Origin of the sequence: Salmonella sp. NW645 (assembly GCF_051703725.1) — a bacterium.
Lineage (GTDB): Bacteria > Pseudomonadota > Gammaproteobacteria > Enterobacterales > Enterobacteriaceae > Salmonella > Salmonella enterica.
Genome location: NZ_JAMMKR010000010.1, coordinates 65,674 through 82,336 on the forward strand (window position 1 = coordinate 65,674; position 16,663 = coordinate 82,336).

Annotated in this window: 17 protein-coding genes; 6 read left to right on the forward strand and 11 right to left on the reverse strand. The window is 50.9% G+C overall.

Annotation, left to right across the window (positions count from 1 at the left end; all coding sequences use genetic code 11):
* Positions 1 to 255: 255 nt before the first annotated feature.
* From NA389_RS19255 to cpxP, 5 genes are all read right to left on the reverse strand, one after another.
* Entirely contained in the window at positions 256 to 1,011 is a 756-nt protein-coding gene (locus NA389_RS19255; RefSeq protein ID WP_000750757.1) for a CDP-diacylglycerol diphosphatase, read from the reverse strand.
* A gap of 100 nt (positions 1,012 to 1,111) precedes the next feature.
* Entirely contained in the window at positions 1,112 to 2,101 is a 990-nt protein-coding gene (locus NA389_RS19260; protein WP_000758712.1) for a sulfate ABC transporter substrate-binding protein, read from the reverse strand.
* 203 nt (positions 2,102 to 2,304) lie between these two features.
* On the reverse strand, positions 2,305 to 3,267 hold the full coding sequence (gene pfkA, locus NA389_RS19265) for a 6-phosphofructokinase (protein WP_000591793.1): 963 nt from the start codon (positions 3,265 to 3,267) through the stop codon (positions 2,305 to 2,307).
* 184 nt (positions 3,268 to 3,451) lie between these two features.
* Entirely contained in the window at positions 3,452 to 4,354 is a 903-nt protein-coding gene (gene fieF / locus NA389_RS19270; protein WP_001077326.1) for a CDF family cation-efflux transporter FieF, read from the reverse strand.
* Between the two features lie 147 nt (positions 4,355 to 4,501).
* Entirely contained in the window at positions 4,502 to 5,002 is a 501-nt protein-coding gene (gene cpxP / locus NA389_RS19275) for a cell-envelope stress modulator CpxP (protein WP_001233463.1), read from the reverse strand.
* A 150-nt stretch (positions 5,003 to 5,152) separates the two neighbouring features.
* Between cpxP and cpxR the strand changes: the two genes are divergently transcribed.
* Together cpxR and cpxA are read left to right on the forward strand one after the other, a co-directional pair.
* Positions 5,153 to 5,851 carry an envelope stress response regulator transcription factor CpxR gene (cpxR, locus tag NA389_RS19280; RefSeq protein WP_001033731.1) on the forward strand — a complete coding sequence of 233 codons (699 nt, stop codon included), beginning with the start codon at positions 5,153 to 5,155 and terminating at the stop codon, positions 5,849 to 5,851.
* Positions 5,848 to 7,221: an envelope stress sensor histidine kinase CpxA gene (cpxA, locus tag NA389_RS19285; RefSeq protein WP_000580402.1), complete on the forward strand. Its 1,374-nt coding sequence runs from the start codon at positions 5,848 to 5,850 to the stop codon at positions 7,219 to 7,221. The genes cpxR and cpxA overlap by 4 nt, the downstream gene beginning before the upstream one ends.
* Positions 7,222 to 7,271: 50 nt before the next feature.
* Here cpxA and NA389_RS19290 read toward each other — a convergent pair whose 3' ends face one another.
* The 3 genes from NA389_RS19290 to sodA form a co-directional block, all read right to left on the reverse strand.
* Positions 7,272 to 7,667: a nuclear transport factor 2 family protein gene (locus tag NA389_RS19290; protein ID WP_000133447.1), complete on the reverse strand. Its 396-nt coding sequence runs from the start codon at positions 7,665 to 7,667 to the stop codon at positions 7,272 to 7,274.
* Positions 7,668 to 7,678: 11 nt separating this feature from the next.
* Positions 7,679 to 8,368 carry a 6-hydroxyaminopurine reductase gene (yiiM, locus tag NA389_RS19295; protein ID WP_000559226.1) on the reverse strand — a complete coding sequence of 230 codons (690 nt, stop codon included), beginning with the start codon at positions 8,366 to 8,368 and terminating at the stop codon, positions 7,679 to 7,681.
* Between the two features lie 69 nt (positions 8,369 to 8,437).
* The gene (sodA, locus tag NA389_RS19300; RefSeq protein ID WP_000122632.1) at positions 8,438 to 9,058 is read right to left on the reverse strand and encodes a superoxide dismutase [Mn]; all 621 of its coding nucleotides are present in this window, start codon (positions 9,056 to 9,058) and stop codon (positions 8,438 to 8,440) included.
* Positions 9,059 to 9,386: 328 nt separating this feature from the next.
* Here sodA and NA389_RS19305 point away from each other — a divergent pair, with 328 nt between their 5' ends.
* The 3 genes from NA389_RS19305 to NA389_RS19315 are packed head-to-tail and all read left to right on the forward strand — an operon-like array spanning position 9,387 to position 12,204.
* On the forward strand, positions 9,387 to 10,370 hold the full coding sequence (locus NA389_RS19305; protein WP_000812816.1) for a TRAP transporter substrate-binding protein: 984 nt from the start codon (positions 9,387 to 9,389) through the stop codon (positions 10,368 to 10,370).
* Between the two features lie 18 nt (positions 10,371 to 10,388).
* On the forward strand, positions 10,389 to 10,904 hold the full coding sequence (locus NA389_RS19310) for a TRAP transporter small permease (RefSeq protein WP_001091413.1): 516 nt from the start codon (positions 10,389 to 10,391) through the stop codon (positions 10,902 to 10,904).
* Positions 10,897 to 12,204 (forward strand): TRAP transporter large permease, encoded by a 1,308-nt coding sequence (locus NA389_RS19315; RefSeq protein WP_000566800.1) that lies wholly within the window; start codon positions 10,897 to 10,899, stop codon positions 12,202 to 12,204. The genes NA389_RS19310 and NA389_RS19315 overlap by 8 nt, the downstream gene beginning before the upstream one ends.
* A 157-nt stretch (positions 12,205 to 12,361) precedes the next feature.
* On the opposite strand, the gene NA389_RS19320 is transcribed toward NA389_RS19315, so the two are convergent.
* Positions 12,362 to 13,045, reverse strand: a complete 684-nt coding sequence (locus tag NA389_RS19320; RefSeq protein WP_000378716.1) for an oligogalacturonate-specific porin KdgM family protein — start codon at positions 13,043 to 13,045, stop codon at positions 12,362 to 12,364.
* Positions 13,046 to 13,663: 618 nt separating this feature from the next.
* Between NA389_RS19320 and rhaT the strand changes: the two genes are divergently transcribed.
* A complete protein-coding gene (rhaT, locus tag NA389_RS19325; protein WP_000063541.1) occupies positions 13,664 to 14,698 on the forward strand; it encodes an L-rhamnose/proton symporter RhaT in 1,035 nt (344 codons plus the stop codon).
* Here rhaT and rhaR read toward each other — a convergent pair.
* Positions 14,695 to 15,543, reverse strand: a complete 849-nt coding sequence (gene rhaR, locus NA389_RS19330) for an HTH-type transcriptional activator RhaR (protein ID WP_000013292.1) — start codon at positions 15,541 to 15,543, stop codon at positions 14,695 to 14,697. The genes rhaT and rhaR overlap by 4 nt on opposite strands.
* A gap of 152 nt (positions 15,544 to 15,695) precedes the next feature.
* Positions 15,696 to 16,532 (reverse strand): HTH-type transcriptional activator RhaS, encoded by an 837-nt coding sequence (gene rhaS, locus NA389_RS19335; protein ID WP_000217108.1) that lies wholly within the window; start codon positions 16,530 to 16,532, stop codon positions 15,696 to 15,698.
* Positions 16,533 to 16,663 lie beyond the last annotated feature (131 nt).

The following is a 16,663-nucleotide window of genomic DNA, read 5'->3' on the forward strand; positions in this document are numbered from 1 at the left end:
TTCCTTTACGCTTAACAGCGCAAATCTGGTGAACAATTAATGATGTCACTACATGAAATAAAAACGTTTTTATATAAGCCATCCACCAGACAATCTATGGAGGCTATGAAGAGAGTGTAACTAACCACAAAAAGATATAAAGGTATACCTTTATATCTTTTGATCGGTTTCACATATTTTTATAGACACGATCTTACCCCAGTTTTAAACCGGGATAAGAATCAATAAGATAATGAGCAGGGGGTGGAACGAAAATCAGCGGGAAGACAAAATGGCGCAACTATGGTCCTGAATCTCTTCCGCCGATGCGCGGTTGAAGGTCAGTAAATTACGCTCGGTCGCCAGCAGGACAAAAGAGCCATCGCTTTGGCGTACCACCGCCAGCCCATAGCGTCCCATATGATCGCGCGCTTCCGGCACCTCTTCCGCCAACATCATAAACGGACTACGCTGCGCCAGTTCGCTCTCGGTTACCCGGCGCGCCAGGTATTCATGCCCCATCAGGTCGCCCGGTAGCGGAAGCCAGCGAGTGCTGATGCGCGTGAGATCGTTATCCAGTTGTTCCCGAACGTCAGGACGGATGCAAGAAATATGGATATGCAAATGGTCCTGTGAACGACCAAGCCGCGAATTAATCGCCAGCGAGACCGCGCTATCCGGAATATCATGCCCGTATTTTTTACTCATATAGCCGCGAGCCTGCCAGGCCAGCCAGAAAAAGTTGGGCGTAGCGGGTTCCAGCAATAGCGGGCTTTCTGTACCGTTGATACGGTAGGTGGGCATCAATAAATATTGCAACGGACCGTGACGATCTTTAAAGACGACATAGCCGGCGCGAGGTTTGACTTCCGCGCAAGGCGCTGGGTTTTGATGCTGTAACTGATCGGGCAGGCATTGTTCAAGCACAATTTCCCGTAACGCATCAGGATTGCCGGAAAATTTCCAGTAACCGACGCCCGCCGCGGCGACAATCACTATCACCGCCAGTAAAAAGTAACCTGTTTTTTTCATGTTATGCGTTCCCTGTGACCCATAGACGGGGAAGAGTAACGCAAAATTGTGGCAAAGAAAAAACCCGGTAACATAATACGTTACCGGGTTTATAAACGGTTTAGCGTTTGCTGATTTGGTCGAACGTACCGCCATTAGCGAAGTGATCTTTTTGCGCCTTCGCCCAGCCGCCAAACACCTCGTCAATGGTGAACAGCTTCAGCTTCGGAAACGCATCGCCGTATTTTTTCGCCACGTCAGCATCGCGCGGACGGTAGAAGTTTTTCGCTGCTATCTCCTGCCCTTCCGGCGAGTAGAGATACTTGAGATAGGCTTCCGCTACCGCTTTGGTGTCTTTCTTTTCCACCACTTTGTCGACTACGGAAACGGTCGGCTCTGCGAGAATAGATTCACTCGGGGTCACTATCTCGAATTTATCTTTACCCAGTTCGTTCGTCGCCAGCAGCGCTTCATTTTCCCAGGCGATCAGCACATCACCGATACCGCGTTCAACGAAAGTATTGGTTGAGCCACGCGCACCGGAGTCCAGCACTTCAACGTTTTTAAACAGGGCTTTCACAAAGTCCTGAGCTTTGGCCTGATCGTTATTGTTATGGTGCAGGGCGTAGCCCCATGCCGCCAGATAGTTCCAGCGTGCGCCGCCAGAGCTTTTCGGGTTTGGCGTAATCACCGACACACCGGGTTTAATCAGATCGTTCCAGTCATGAATTTGTTTTGGATTGCCTTTACGGACCAGGAAAACGATGGTGGAGGTGTAAGGTGCTGAGTTATCCGGCAGACGCTTAATCCAGTTTTTATCGATACGACCACGTTCCGCAATAGCGTCCACATCGTAAGCCAGCGCCAGCGTCACGACATCGGCTTCAATGCCGTTAATAACGGAAGTCGCCTGTTTACCCGAACCGCCGTGCGATTGACGGATCACGACGTTGTCGCCGGTTTCCTGCTTCCAGTGCGCGCTAAACGCTTTGTTGTACTGCTCGTACAGCTCACGCGTTGGATCATACGATACGTTAAGTAGCTGAATATCCTTTGCCAGAATGCTGGTTGACGCCAGCAATAATGTGAACCCCACGCCCCACTTTTTCATCGCCCGACTCGCTTATGTTGTGTTGTGATGAGCAAAGCGTGCCAGAAAGAGATCCAAACATTAAAGAATAAAAAAAGATTGGCTATAACTTAGAGGAATAAATCTGAGGGATTGCCGGATGGCGGCTAGCGCCTAATCCGGCCTACACGTTTCTGCAACCTGTAGGCCTGATAAGCGTAGCGCCATCAGGCGCGCAAAAACAATCAGTACAGTTTTTTCGCGCACTCCATCCAGTCGCTTTTGAACGGACGCTTCATGTTTTCAATCGCATCGATGATGTCATGATGAACAAGCTGCTCGTTCTGGATACCGACACAACGACCGCCATGGCCTTCCAGCAGCAGGTCAATAGCATACGCGCCCATACGGGAAGCCAGAATGCGATCGTAAGGTACCGGGGAACCACCGCGCTGAATGTGGCCGAGCACCGTCGCACGCGTTTCACGGCCCGTTTCTTTTTCAATAAAGTGCGCCAGTTCGTCAACATCGCACATATGCTCAGTAATAGCGACGATAGCGTGTTTTTTCCCTTTCGCGATCCCGGCTTTGATTTCCGCCACCAGATCTTCGCGATTAAATTCAACTTCCGGCACCACGATAAACTCACAGCCGCCAGCAATAGCCGCCGCCAACGTCAGGTCGCCGCAATAACGGCCCATCACCTCAACGATAGAGATACGCTGGTGAGAAGAGGAGGTGTCACGCAGACGGTCAATCGCTTCCACTACAGTGCCGAGAGCAGTGAAGTAGCCGATAGTGTAGTCGGTGCCTTTGATGTCGTTATCGATAGTGCCTGGCAGACCGATGCACGGGAAGCCCATTTCAGTCAGACGTTTTGCACCCATATAAGAACCGTCGCCGCCAATAACTACCAGCGCATCGATACCGCGTTTTTTCAGGTTTTCGATCGCGACAGCGCGAATATTTTCGTCACGGAATTCCGGGAAACGGGCGGAACCGAGGAAAGTACCGCCACGGTTGATCATGTCAGATACGCTGTAACGGTCAAGCTGAACCATACGATCTTCATACAGGCCCAGATAGCCGTCATAAATGCCCATGACTTCCAGCCCTTCCGTCAACGCTGCGCGCACAACACCGCGGATTGCCGCGTTCATGCCCGGCGCATCACCGCCGCTTGTCAACACACCGATTTTCTTAATCATGACTACCTCTGAACTTTGGAATGCAAAATGAAATCTATTGCCGGAAGCCGATTTCGCACTTCGAAACGATCCAACGAATATACAGATAGTATAACAATCCCTTCCTGCTGAATTGATTCAGGTCAGGCCAAATGGCGGTAATTTATACACAAAATGCTGGCCTGGCTCACTTTTTAACAATCAATTATACAAGCTCAAACTTCTTGCCTTCCGTGGGGACGACTGAACAGGGATCCTGATGAATAATGACATCTGAACCCGGAAAACGCCGCAAAATCGCCTGCTCTACCTGTTCAGCCACTAAATGCGCCTGAACGAGCGGCAGATTATCTTCCATTTCCAAATGAATCTGAATAAAGCGGGTCGGCCCTGACTGCCGCGTGCGGAGATCGTGCGCGCCGCTGACTCCCGGCCATGACGTCACGATATCAATAATTTCCTGTCGTTCCGTATCGGGCAGCGCGCGATCCAATAATGACTGCACCGCCTCATACCCCATACGCAACGCGCTATACAAAATATAGATGCCGATACCTAACGCAAACAGAGCATCCGCACGATGCCAACCGTACCAGGATAATCCAAGCGCGATAAGAATCGCTCCGTTCATCATAACATCAGACTGATAATGAAGCATATCCGCCCGTACCGCCTGACTTTGGGTCTTGCGTACCACCCAGCGCTGAAACGTGACCAGTATAATAGTGCATATCAGAGCGATGACGGTAACGCCAATCCCCACGCCGGGGTCGTTCATTGGCGTCGGCTTAATCAGATTCTGGATACTGGTCAAAAACAGAAACAACGCCGAACCGGAAATAAACATACTTTGCGCCAGTGCCGCCAGCGACTCCGCTTTACCGTGACCAAACGTATGTTCATCATCTGCGGGTTGCAGCGAATAACGCACGACCAACAAATTCGTCAATGACGCGGCAATATCCACCAGCGAGTCCACCAACGCCGCCAGAATACTCACCGATCCCGTATACCACCACGCAAAAATTTTGATCAAAAGTAACACTGATGCCATCGCTGTTGCCGCGATAGCCGCCCGGCTAACCAGCCGTCCATAGGTTTGATTCATAAATACTCCCGCTATCTTCTGCCGGTAGTATAACGGATGGTTTAAAACAGTAAGCTAATAACAGAATGACAAACTGGAGATAAAAAAAACCCCCACATCATGTGGGGGAAGACAGGGATGGTGTCTATGGCAAGGAAAACAGGGTTGTTACTGGGAACGTGAGTTGCTACTACTCAATAATTTCAACGATGAACTTTTTTGCCATTGCGCCACGTCGCGCAGTTGCTCCATTCGTTGCTGATGCTTTTCATTCAAAACCGCTTGCTGCTCCGGCGTTAACAGGCGATACATCTGGTTACGCACGCGGGCCATTTCGACCTGGCGGGCGACCTGCTCTTGCGCCATTTTTTCTGCCTGAGCGCGCACAGCGCTTTCATCAAATTTTTCTGCGGTGACAAGCCGATGCATTGTCTCCATTTCGCTAACATTAACAGGAGGCTGTTCGTGCCTTGCCTGTTGCATAAGATCTCGCATCTGCTGACGCTGATGTTCGGTTAAACTTATGCCGTCAAACATATGATTTTGCGCGCTACGCTGCGTGGCCCCGTCACCGGGGTGCCAGTTATCGCTTGTAACAACTTCAGCTGCGTGGCTTAAAAAACTGAATGCCAGCGTTGAGGCCATAACAGCAGCGGTAACTTTGCGCATCGCTTGCTCCCAAAATCTTTTCTGTCGCGATTCAACGAGAGACAGTTTACGATTCGGGCTGCAAACATGCGTCAGGGGGTGTAAAACAACGTAAAGTCATGGATTAGCGACGCCTGATGACGTAATTTCTGCCTCGGAGGTACGTAAACAATGAATAAAATCCTGTTAGTTGATGATGACCGAGAGCTGACTTCCCTGTTAAAAGAGCTCCTCGAAATGGAAGGTTTTAATGTCCTGGTGGCCCACGACGGCGAGCAGGCGCTTGAGCTTTTGGATGACAGCATCGATTTACTTTTGCTTGACGTCATGATGCCGAAGAAAAACGGTATCGATACGTTGAAAGCGCTTCGCCAGACACACCAGACGCCTGTCATTATGCTGACCGCGCGCGGCAGCGAGCTGGATCGCGTTCTCGGCCTTGAGCTGGGCGCGGACGACTATTTGCCCAAACCGTTTAACGACCGCGAGCTGGTAGCGCGCATCAGGGCTATTTTGCGCCGTTCCCACTGGAGCGAACAGCAGCAGAGCAGCGACAACGGCTCGCCGACGCTGGAAGTCGATGCGCTAAGCCTTAATCCGGGCCGCCAGGAAGCCAGTTTCGATGGCCAAACGCTGGAGCTGACCGGTACGGAGTTCACCCTGCTCTATTTGCTGGCGCAACACCTCGGCCAGGTGGTTTCCCGTGAACATTTAAGTCAGGAAGTGCTGGGCAAGCGCCTGACGCCGTTCGATCGCGCTATTGATATGCATATTTCTAACCTGCGCCGCAAACTGCCGGAACGCAAAGACGGTCACCCGTGGTTTAAAACATTGCGTGGTCGCGGCTATCTGATGGTTTCCGCTTCATGATAGGAAGTTTAACCGCGCGCATCTTCGCCATCTTCTGGTTGACGCTGGCGCTGGTGCTAATGCTGGTCCTGATGTTGCCCAAGCTCGATTCACGCCAGATGACCGAGCTGCTGGACAGCGAGCAGCGCCAGGGATTGATGATAGAGCAACATGTAGAAGCTGAACTTGCGAACGATCCACCCAACGACCTGATGTGGTGGCGTCGCCTGTTCCGCGCGATCGATAAGTGGGCGCCGCCTGGACAGCGGTTATTACTGGTGACCTCTGAAGGACGCGTGATCGGCGCTGAACGCAGCGAAATGCAGATCATTCGTAACTTCATTGGTCAGGCGGATAACGCCGATCATCCGCAGAAGAAAAAATATGGCCGCGTAGAGATGGTGGGGCCGTTCTCCGTTCGCGACGGAGAGGATAATTACCAGCTTTACCTGATTCGACCGGCCAGCAGTTCGCAATCCGATTTTATTAATCTGCTGTTTGACCGCCCGCTCCTGTTGCTCATTGTCACGATGCTGGTCAGTTCGCCGCTCTTGCTATGGCTGGCATGGAGTCTGGCGAAACCGGCGCGTAAGTTGAAAAACGCGGCTGATGAAGTGGCGCAAGGCAACCTGCGTCAGCATCCGGAGCTGGAGGCGGGTCCGCAGGAGTTCCTCGCCGCTGGCGCCAGTTTTAACCAGATGGTGACGGCGCTGGAACGGATGATGACCTCGCAGCAGCGTTTGCTGTCAGATATCTCCCATGAGCTGCGAACGCCCCTTACGCGCCTGCAACTGGGTACCGCGCTGCTGCGTCGTCGTGGCGGCGAAAGCAAAGAGCTGGAGCGTATTGAAACCGAAGCGCAGCGTCTGGACAGCATGATCAATGACCTGCTGGTGATGTCGCGTAACCAACAGAAAAACGCGCTGGTCAGCGAAACGATGAAAGCCAATCAGCTATGGGGCGAAGTGCTGGATAACGCCGCCTTTGAAGCCGAACAGATGGGCAAGTCGCTAACGGTAAATTATCCGCCGGGGCCGTGGCCGCTCTATGGCAACCCAAACGCGCTGGAAAGCGCGCTGGAAAATATTGTTCGTAATGCGCTGCGCTATTCACATACGAAGATTGAAGTCGGCTTCTCGGTGGATAAAGACGGTATTACGATCACGGTCGATGACGACGGGCCGGGCGTCAGCCCTGAAGACCGCGAGCAGATCTTCCGTCCGTTCTATCGCACTGATGAGGCGCGCGACCGTGAATCCGGTGGTACTGGCCTGGGTCTGGCGATTGTCGAAAGCGCCATGCAGCAGCACCGCGGCTGGGTTAAGGCTGACGATAGCCCGCTGGGTGGGTTGCGGCTCACGCTGTGGCTACCGCTGTACAAGCGAACCTAAAAACCATCGGCCTGCGAATGCAGGCCGATTTTTTATCTCGCCGTCAAGATTTACCGGGAGATTTCCGGCGCTAAAATCCACTCGGCGCTGTCGTTCCACACGTCCATCCGGGTAATTTTGCCATCGCGCACTTCGAAGCGGTCGATAAAGCGGTTATCGGCAAACGGGCGACCGTCGGGCCATTCGCCATACAACGTACCGTTGGAATAAATCACAACGTAATCATCATGCTGCACCGCATCAAACTCGCCCAGCGCCTTCTTCACCCACTTGTAGCGAGCGCCGTTAAACTGCGCGATATCTGCCGCGCCCGCCATCACCCGGCCTCCGGTGAAGGTAATTTTCACCTCCGGGTGCATATACGTTGCGGCGCGTTCAGCATCGGGAATCATCGAGGCCACCAAAAATTCTTTTACGATCGCCACCGCATTTTCAGCTTCAGTCATAACCCTTCCTTTCATTTTGGCGGAGTTTTATCACCCCACAGTCGTCTGGCGCTATCTTCAATTTTGCCGCTCAAACGACGCTTCTGCATGGTGCGGCTCCAGCTCGCCGACAGCCCGGCGGCGCTCAGCAGCCGATGATATTGTTCGTCATCAAACGGCATAGACCAGGCGATAACACCCGCTTCATGAACCGAGACATCGCTCAGACGCGACGCCAGTTCCAGCGGCGCATCGCTGGAGACCTTACCTGGCGCAATGACCCGATACAGCCAGCCGGTTTTTCCGCTGCTCTGCATAAGGAGGGCCATGTCGCTGATGGCAAAGTGGAAATTAAGTTTAAAGCATGGAGAGCGCGGCTGAGTGACCTGGATCAACGCCTCGCCCCAGCGGTAGATATCGCCAATAAACACGTTGTGTTCGGTCATTCCGTCCGTCGACAGATTCTCGCCAAACGCCGGGGCGCAAAACAGCGTCGCCTGCTCGGGGAACTGGCGAATCCAATCAGCATAGTGTTCACGGGGGTAATGGCATAGCGCGCGGTCGGGGCCGCCGTGGATTTTCTTTTCGGCCTGCTGATCGCCTGCCAGACCCAGCTCGGTCAGCATAAGTTCGCCGTCGATTTGCACCTTGGCGATAGCGCTCGGGCGGCTGCCGTCATAGTCACGAATTTTGCCAATAAACACGTCAACCGGATAATGCATCTGCTGCTCCTTACGCGGATACAAAAAAAGCGAGTCATCAGACTCGCTTCTACAGACGAGCAATGCAAATTATTTTTTAGCGGCGAAACGCGCTGCTGCTTCGTCCCAGTTCACCACGTTCCAGAACTCTTTGATGTAGTCCGGGCGGCGGTTTTGGAATTTCAGATAGTAAGCGTGTTCCCACACGTCCAGACCCAGGATCGGGAAGCCGGAAGCGCCGGAAATGGCTTCACCCATCAGCGGGGAATCCTGGTTTGCGGTAGAAACCACAGCCAGTTTGTCGCCTTTCAGCACCAGCCACGCCCAGCCGGAGCCGAAACGGGTTGCTGCTGCTTTTTCGAATTCAGCTTTGAAGTTGTCAACGGAACCGAAGTCACGCTCGATAGCCGCTTTCAGGTCGCCCTGCAGAGTGGTGCCTTTTTTCAGCCCTTTCCAGAACAGGCTGTGGTTAGCGTGGCCGCCGGCGTTGTTACGCAGCACGGTTTTTTTGTCCGCTGGCACCTGGTCCAGTTTAGTAATCAGTTCTTCAACCGGCAGGTCAGCAAACTCAGGCAGGTTTTCCAGCGCCGCGTTAGCGTTGTTGACATAGGTTTGATGGTGTTTGGTGTGGTGAATCTCCATCGTCTGCTTATCGAAGTGCGGTTCCAGTGCATCATAAGCGTACGGCAGGGATGGCAGTGTATAACTCATAATCATCTCCATTATTGTCGAGCGGCACAGTGTTAACGCCGCGTAAGCAGTTGGTTCATTATAGTTAATTAAATGATATTGAAAATGATTATCAATGCCGTACTTTTTCCAGGGTTATAAACGTTACGGCATCCGCTGAAAAAAACCGTTTTTTACGCCTCCAACCGAAACCGCCTGTTGATGAATTCCTGGAAATCATGAAATGTGAAACAGGGTTTCAAAATCTTTCTTTTGGTGCCAAATTTTGTCATCGGTGGCAAAATCAAGAAGGTTATAATTTCACCATGCAATTACATTCCCGGTAAATTATTACAATTGCGAGGGAATTATGAAGCAACCTGGTTTTATACGTCTGGCTACGTTGGCCTTACTCTCCACACTCTCTTTCTTCTCCCACGGCGAAACCATTTTGCGCCTGGCCTACGCTGAAAATAGCCAGCCGGTAAAAGATGCGTTGCACTTCCTGGGGCAGCAAGTTGAAGAGAAAACGGGCGGCGATATCAAAGTACAGTACTTCCCGGACGGACAGCTTGGCGGCGAACGCGAACTGGTGGAGTTGACGCAGGTCGGCGTCGTCGACATCACTAAAGTGTCGTCCGGGCTGATGGAGAGTTTTTCGCCTGAGTACGGCGTGTTCTCACTTCCCTACCTGTTTGCCACCGTCGATGAATACTACCGCGTAATGGATAACCCACAGGTGATGGAGCCTGTTTATCAGTCCACCGCCGCACAGGGGTTTGTCGGCGTAGGCTGGTATGATTCCGGCGCGCGTAATTTTTATATGAGCAAAGCGCCGGTTAAACGCATTGAGGATTTACGCGGGAAGAAGATCCGCGTCATGCAGAGTGAGACGGCGATCCAAACTCTCAAACTGCTGGGCGCTTCGCCCATCGCCATGAGCCAGGCGGAGGTCTATACCTCGTTACAACAAGGCATTCTCGACGGCGCGGAAAACAATGAGTTCGCTCTCACCATCGCCCGCCACGGCGAAGTCGCCCGTTATTACACCTACGATATGCACACCCGCATTCCCGATATCCTGCTAATGAGTACCCTCACGCTGGAAAAGCTGACGCCGGAACAGCAGCGCATCGTCGAAGCCGCCATCAAGGCGTCGATCGAATTTGAGAAAGCCGCATGGGACAAGGAAATAGAGAAAACCAGGCTGGCGGCGGTAAAAGATTTCAACGTTGAATTCTACGAGATCGACAAAAAACCCTTCCAGAAGGCAGTACAGCCTATTTACGACGGTCTGAAAAACAAACCGCGGCTTTACGGGCTGTATCAACGTATCCAGACAGCAAAAAATTAATCTAATCAGGAAATTAAGATGAACACATTCAGAAAAGGACTTGATTTATTGCTGGGCGCTATCTGTTGCCTGGTGCTGGCGATAATGGTTGGCATCGCCTGCTGGCAGGTGGTGAGCCGCTACATTCTGGGCGTTCCCAGCACCCTTACCGAAGAGATGCTGCGATTTCTCCTGGTGTGGGTATCAATGCTGGGCATGGCTTTTGTCGCCGGTCAGAAACAGCATATTAGCCTGACTCTCTTACTGGATAAGGTGTCGCCGACGATTCGCGGCTGGTGGGATATTATCCTGCAGGTCATTTTTATCGCATTTTCCATTTGGGTATTGATTATCGGCGGCTTAAAGATTTCTGCGATTTCTATGCTGCAAATCTCCCCTGCGCTGGGCATTCCGATGGGGAAAATTTATTACGCGCTCCCCTGCGCGGGCGTACTGATCATCCTCTATGGGCTGCTAAATATCGTTGACGCCCTGAAAGCTATCCATTCCGCCACGGATACCACTGAGCACACTCTGGAGAAATCACATGATTGACCCTATTTTTGCGTCCTGTACGCTAATTGCCGTCTTTGTTGTTTTACTGGCCATGGGCGCGCCTATCGGGATCTGCATCGTTATCGCCTCTTTCAGCACCATGATGCTGGTACTGCCTTTCGATATTTCGATGTTCGCCACCGCGCAAAAAATGTTCTCCAGCCTGGACAGTTTTGCCTTGCTGGCCGTGCCGTTCTTCGTTTTGTCCGGGGTGATCATGAATAGCGGGGGAATTGCCGCCCGACTGGTCAATTTTGCCAAACTGTTTACTGGCAAACTGCCCGGCTCGCTCTCTTACACCAACATCGTCGGCAATATGATGTTCGGTGCAATTTCTGGATCGGCAATTGCCGCCTCAACCTCTATCGGCGGCGTGATGGTGCCGATGAGCGCGCGCGAAGGTTACGATCGCGGCTTTGCGGCCGCGGTGAATATCGCCTCCGCGCCGACGGGAATGTTAATTCCACCCACCACGGCTTTTATCCTTTATGCGCTGGCAAGCGGGGGAACATCGATTGCCGCTCTGTTCGCTGGCGGTCTGGTCGCGGGAGTGCTGTGGGGCGTTGGCTGTATGCTGGTCACGCTGGTGGTCGCTAAGCGTCGAAATTATCGGGTTTTCTTCACCGTCCAAAAAGGCATGGCGCTAAAAGTTGCCGTTGAGGCCATTCCCAGCCTGCTGCTGATCGTGATTATTGTCGGCGGCATTGTGCAGGGGATTTTCACCGCCATTGAAGCCTCCGCGATTGCTGTGGTGTATACGTTATTGCTGACGATGGTGTTTTACCGCACGCTGAAAATTAAGGATTTGCCTTCGATTTTGCTCCAGACAGTGGTAATGACCGGGGTCATCATGTTCCTGCTGGCAACCTCTTCGGCGATGTCCTTCTCGATGTCGATCACCAATATTCCTGCGGCGCTGAGCGATATGATCCTCGGTATTTCCGCCAATAAACTGGTTATCCTGTTAGTCATTACCGTCTTTTTGTTGATTATCGGCGCATTTATGGATATCGGTCCGGCCATTCTGATTTTTACCCCGATTCTGCTGCCGATCATGGCTAAACTGGGCGTCGATCCGGTGCATTTCGGCATTATCATGATCTATAACCTGGCGATTGGCACTATTACGCCGCCAGTTGGCAGTGGTTTATATGTCGGGGCGAGCGTCGGTAAGGTCAAAGTTGAGGAAGTGATTAAACCGTTGCTGCCTTTTTACGGCGCGATTATCGGCGTTCTGTTATTAATTACCTACATTCCGGAAATCACACTGTTCTTACCCCGTCTACTGGGCATCATGTAAGCGCATAGTTTCCTGCACATCTCGTTGCCGGATGGCGATTCGCGTCTTATCCGGCCAACGCACGATAATAATTATCCGCAGGTCATCACCAGGTAAAAAAAACCGGCTACCTATAAAGTAGCCGGAAAAGGGAATAAATAATAAACAGGGATAATGATTAGAATGTGTAGCCTATACCCACGCGGAAACGGGTTTGTCTTTCATCGCTGTTGCTATTGACGGAAACATTACCTACCTCAACGAATGGCGACCATTGGTCAATAATATAGGCAGTTCTGAAGTTATATTCATAATTATCTTTGCCGCCATCGTAAAGATCATATTTATCGGCTTTCTTATAAATTCCTTCGATTGTCCAGTCAAAATTGTTCCATTTATAACCCGCCCAGACATCCATACGATTGATGGTATCATCATCACGGATATCAGAAGAACGGCGTACATATTCAAAACGATAGCGCGCGCCAACCCACCAGCTTTCATTTAATGTCCACGTCGCGCGGAAGTAAGGCTTATAGGTAGAGTAACCATTGCCGGTTTCCAGCACAAAACCCGGTTGCCAGGCGACATCACCGGTTTTAAATTGGTAGCTTATCGTATATTCGTTGCCCTGTGTTTCCAGGTCATTAAACGCTTTATTGGTGTCATCCCCGCCTGATTTTGAGATAGCTTCTATCGCAAAACCAAAACCATTCGCAAACCGATGAGAAATATACGCACGGTCATAGTTAGCTTTACTGTCGTCAAGATATTCATGACGAACATCGACATATACTGCATGCGCATTTGTTACAACAAGAGGTAATAGTAAGAAAAGAGATTTTCTCATAACAGAATCCATTTAATTTAAAATTAAAACGTTGTTTTATGTCAGGCCGTTACAACCATAATACGCAATGTGAATGGCGACAATATAGGCAAAGATCTTTAATTTAAAATTGGGATAATGTTCAAAAAGCAAAATAAAATAAATGAAATTTATATTCGCCATATAACATAAAAATCAAAACACCATCAACAAAGCCAATATAGGGATTTCCCTATATTTATATTTCATTGATTCCTAACGTTAATTTCAATATATTTAAATTGTAAATACAAATAAAACAACTAAATAATTACTGTATAACTACCCTTTTATCAAACGGTAAGTCAGACTATTCCCATTATGTGATCTCACGCAGCGTTTTCTTTGCATTGCTGCCAGCTAAGTCGTTTCGTGTCGTTATGATGAAGGTATTTTAGAAAACCAATATTACCCACTGATTTAAATAACATCCAGACGGTCATGATGCGCTCCGACTTTTTTAAAACGTGAAGTTAATCACTTCATTAACGTGCTGATTGCCAGAATACACCCAACGGCGGCAATCGTTATAAGGTTACCAGGCTACGTAATTTTTAAACTCATGCAAACGGAAGGGGTATCCCGTCCATAAAAAATAATGAGGAACATGTCATGAGTAACGCGATTACGATGGGTATTTTCTGGCATTTGATAGGGGCGGCCAGTGCAGCCTGCTTCTATGCTCCGTTCAAGCAAGTGAAACAGTGGTCATGGGAAACCATGTGGTCAGTGGGCGGCATCGTCTCCTGGCTTATTCTGCCGTGGACAATTAGCGCTCTGTTACTGCCTGATTTCTGGGCCTATTATGGACAGTTTAACCTCTCCACCCTTTTACCGGTTTTTCTGTTCGGCGCCATGTGGGGCATCGGCAATATTAACTACGGTCTGACCATGCGTTATCTCGGGATGTCGATGGGTATCGGCATCGCTATCGGCATTACGCTTATCGTCGGCACGCTGATGACGCCTATCATCAACGGTAACTTCGATGTGTTAATCCATACCGAAGGGGGACGCATGACGCTACTTGGCGTTTTTGTCGCGCTGATCGGCGTCGGGATTGTGACGCGCGCCGGACAGTTAAAAGAACGCAAAATGGGCATTAAAGCGGAGGAGTTCAATCTGAAGAAAGGGCTTCTGCTGGCAGTGATGTGCGGTATTTTCTCGGCAGGGATGTCTTTTGCCATGAACGCCGCGAAACCGATGCATGAAGCTGCTGCCGCGCTTGGCGTTGACCCGCTCTATGTCGCGCTGCCGAGTTACGTGGTGATTATGGGCGGCGGCGCGCTGGTGAACCTCGGTTTCTGTTTTATCCGCCTGGCAAAAGTGCAAAATCTGTCGATAAAAGCCGACTTCTCGCTGGCAAGACCGTTGATTATCAGCAATATTCTGCTGTCCGCGCTTGGCGGTCTGATGTGGTATTTACAGTTCTTTTTCTATGCCTGGGGTCACGCGCGCATTCCAGCGCAATATGACTACATGAGCTGGATGCTGCACATGAGCTTCTATGTGCTGTGCGGGGGGCTTGTCGGTCTGGTGCTAAAAGAGTGGAAAAATGCTGGCCGCCGTCCCGTTGCCGTATTAAGCCTCGGCTGCGTGGTAATTATTATCGCGGCGAATATTGTCGGTTTAGGCATGGCCAGTTAATCGCTTTGATTACTGAGATGGCGCCATTGGCTCGGCGTCATCCCGGTTTCCCGCGTGAACACCACTGAAAAATAATTACTATCTTCAAAACCGCACTGCATCGAAATCTCACTAATCATCAGCGGGCTATGCTGAAGCAGATACTGCGCGTGGCAAATACGGACCTGGCGTAAATATTGATTAATCGTCATCCCGGTTTGGGCGCGAAACTGCTGCCGCAGCACCCGTTCGCTGCATTGTTCCTGCTGGCAAAACGCATCCAGCGCAAAGGGACGCTCAAGGCTATTAGCCAAAGCGGTAATTAATTTATCCAACAGGGTTTCTCTGGAGGTTGCCGGAAGATCGTCGGTCGCGTAGCGATGCCGTTTTAACGTCATCACCAGTTGACCAAACAGCAATTCCGCCATCTCATTCGCCAGCGGATCGCGCCCATTACTCTCATGTTCAAGCTGGTTAATGACCTGCCGCGCCTGATTCATTCCCATACTGCCCAGCCGCCAGTGAGGATGCCACTGCGCTCCCTGAAAGCCGGGAATCATCGCCTGCCAGTTTACATTGAGTTTCAAACGCTCCGGGCAGTAAATGATATTTTGCAGCACCAGATCGTTAACGGAGGTATAGGAGTGTTTGTCTTCAGCACGAATGTAAAACAGATCGCCGCGGGTAATTCTGTATGGGCGCTCATTAAGAACGTGTAGGCCATTGCCCCGCCAGACCATCACCAGTTCACAAAACTCATGCGTATGTTCCGCAAAAACATCCTGTGGATAGCGATCGGCAACCGTAACGGCCTGCTGCTCATCAGTAAAAAAATCTTTTTTCAAAAGGATTAACTGATTTGCCACCGCAGCACCTCATGTTGAATGCTTGCCGGATGGCGCTACGCTTATTCTGTCTACCGCTCGCCGCCGTAGGCCAGGTAAGGCGCAGACGCCATCCGGTATTAAAGGGTATAATTATCAGCATATTGGCGACGAAAACGTTGATAGCGTTCGCGTTACTGGATTATCGCATCGCGTCCCTGACGGATATCCCGCGGCGACCAGTTAAATTCTCGGCGAAACAGAGTCGAAAAGTGGTTACTGTCGCCAAAACCGCAGCGGTACGCGATTTCTGTCACGCTATGATCGCTATGGCGTAATAAATGCCGGGCTTTGATCAAACGCAGGCGATTAAGGTAACGTTGCGGCGTCAGCCCGGTATGCTGTTTAAGCTGACGATGCAGCGTGCGTAGCGACAGCGAAAACTGTTCAGCTACCGCCTCCCAGCAGACCTCCTCCGCAAAATGGTCTTCCAGCCATGCCATCAGTTGGTTGAGTTTGGCGTCGTTATTGGTCGCGCCTTCCATCAGGCTACTGCGGCGTAACAACACCAGTAGTTGCATAAACAAAATTTCGCGATTCGCCACGGCAGGCGCATCCATGCCGTCTCCGGCGCGCTCCATCAGACCGACCAACTGGCGCACCTGCTGCAACGCGCTCTGATTCACCCGCCAGTGCGAAGGATAGTAACCATCCTGCTCCTGCGGCAGCAATTGATCCAACCCCGCTAGGAACTGGAAGGCGTCCGGTGAACGCCACAGTACATTCGTCAGGCATAGGTTGTCGGTATGTTCATATAAATGCCGGTCGTGATCGCGAACAAAACACACGGTACCGCCGCTGATGGTATACGGCTGCCCGTTGAATACATGAATGCCCGTACCGTGTTCCACAATCACGATTTCATGAAAATCATGATGATGTTCAGGGAAAGCGGCTTGCGGCAGACGGGGTTCAATCGCCACGGGCGCTTTACCTGATGGAAAAAAATCCACGCTATGCAGTACGGTCATGGTTGCTTCCTCCTGAATTCAACATGTCCGAATAGTAATTAAGGGCTATCGGCCTCACCTTAAATTTTTGACGCTAAAGCGCGCAAACATGGTCTTTTTTTCAAGAAAAGGCGGGAAAAAGCGGGAAATGC

Excerpts from the sequence above, each read along its gene's own strand:
- NA389_RS19315 (WP_000566800.1), top strand. The coding sequence starts at position 10,897 with ATGATTGACCCTATTTTTGCGTCCTGTACGCTAATTGCCGTCTTTGTT.
- cpxA (WP_000580402.1), top strand. The coding sequence starts at position 5,848 with ATGATAGGAAGTTTAACCGCGCGCATCTTCGCCATCTTCTGGTTGACG.
- rhaS (WP_000217108.1), bottom strand. The coding sequence starts at position 16,532 with ATGACCGTACTGCATAGCGTGGATTTTTTTCCATCAGGTAAAGCGCCC.
- NA389_RS19255 (WP_000750757.1), bottom strand. The coding sequence starts at position 1,011 with ATGAAAAAAACAGGTTACTTTTTACTGGCGGTGATAGTGATTGTCGCC.
- cpxP (WP_001233463.1), bottom strand. The coding sequence starts at position 5,002 with ATGCGCAAAGTTACCGCTGCTGTTATGGCCTCAACGCTGGCATTCAGT.
- yiiM (WP_000559226.1), bottom strand. The coding sequence starts at position 8,368 with ATGCATTATCCGGTTGACGTGTTTATTGGCAAAATTCGTGACTATGAC.
- NA389_RS19310 (WP_001091413.1), top strand. The coding sequence starts at position 10,389 with ATGAACACATTCAGAAAAGGACTTGATTTATTGCTGGGCGCTATCTGT.
- fieF (WP_001077326.1), bottom strand. The coding sequence starts at position 4,354 with ATGAATCAAACCTATGGACGGCTGGTTAGCCGGGCGGCTATCGCGGCA.
- cpxR (WP_001033731.1), top strand. The coding sequence starts at position 5,153 with ATGAATAAAATCCTGTTAGTTGATGATGACCGAGAGCTGACTTCCCTG.
- NA389_RS19305 (WP_000812816.1), top strand. The coding sequence starts at position 9,387 with ATGAAGCAACCTGGTTTTATACGTCTGGCTACGTTGGCCTTACTCTCC.
- rhaT (WP_000063541.1), top strand. The coding sequence starts at position 13,664 with ATGAGTAACGCGATTACGATGGGTATTTTCTGGCATTTGATAGGGGCG.
- pfkA (WP_000591793.1), bottom strand. The coding sequence starts at position 3,267 with ATGATTAAGAAAATCGGTGTGTTGACAAGCGGCGGTGATGCGCCGGGC.
- NA389_RS19260 (WP_000758712.1), bottom strand. The coding sequence starts at position 2,101 with ATGAAAAAGTGGGGCGTGGGGTTCACATTATTGCTGGCGTCAACCAGC.
- NA389_RS19290 (WP_000133447.1), bottom strand. The coding sequence starts at position 7,667 with ATGACTGAAGCTGAAAATGCGGTGGCGATCGTAAAAGAATTTTTGGTG.
- sodA (WP_000122632.1), bottom strand. The coding sequence starts at position 9,058 with ATGAGTTATACACTGCCATCCCTGCCGTACGCTTATGATGCACTGGAA.
- NA389_RS19320 (WP_000378716.1), bottom strand. The coding sequence starts at position 13,045 with ATGGATTCTGTTATGAGAAAATCTCTTTTCTTACTATTACCTCTTGTT.